Source organism: Pseudomonas floridensis (assembly GCF_002087235.1).
GTDB classification, from domain to species: Bacteria; Pseudomonadota; Gammaproteobacteria; order Pseudomonadales; family Pseudomonadaceae; genus Aquipseudomonas; species Aquipseudomonas floridensis.
The window spans coordinates 1-629 of the sequence record NZ_MUIO01000286.1; the positions used below are offsets into that span (position 1 = coordinate 1).

Below are 629 nucleotides of genomic sequence, written 5' to 3' on the forward strand. Positions count from 1 at the left end.
GCCTTGAGCACCGCCAGCAACGCCACCGGCAGTTCCAGCGAACGCTCGATGCAGACCGCCACGCGCACATCCGGACCGACACCCAGATCACGCAAGTGGTGCGCCAGCCGGTTAGCCTGGGCATTGAGTTCGGCGTAGCTCAACGACCGTTCTTCGAAGACCGCCGCGCAGGCCTCAGGATGGCTGGCGGCACGGGCCTCGACCAACCGGTGCACGCAGTCGGCCGCTTGCGGCAGCGGCGCCGAGCGGTTCCATTCCAGCAAAACCCGTTCGCGCTCAAGATCTTCCATCAGTTGCAACGCAGCGAGCGGCTGCTTGGCATCGCGGGCAACCTGCCCCAAAAGCTGCCGGTAATGCGCGCTCAGACGCTCGATGGTACAAGCGTCGAACAGGTCAGTGTTGTATTCCACCAGCAGGTTCAATCGGCCGTCACGCTCGACCCATTCGAACGCCAGGTCGAACTTGGCCGTGGCACTGCCGGTCGGGTACGGCTGCAGGCCCAGTCCCGGCATCTGCGCCGCAGCGCCGGGGGTGTTTTGCAGCACCAGCATGACCTGAAACAGCGGCGAATAAGCGGTATCACGTTGCGGATTGACCGCTTCGACCACCCGATCGAACGGCACGTCCTG

1 protein-coding gene is annotated in these 629 nt (G+C 64.4%); it reads right to left on the bottom strand.

Annotation, left to right across the window (positions count from 1 at the left end; all coding sequences use genetic code 11):
• Positions 1-629 (bottom strand): condensation domain-containing protein (locus tag BZK31_RS28975; RefSeq protein WP_157900858.1); only part of this gene is annotated, 629 nt, incomplete at both ends.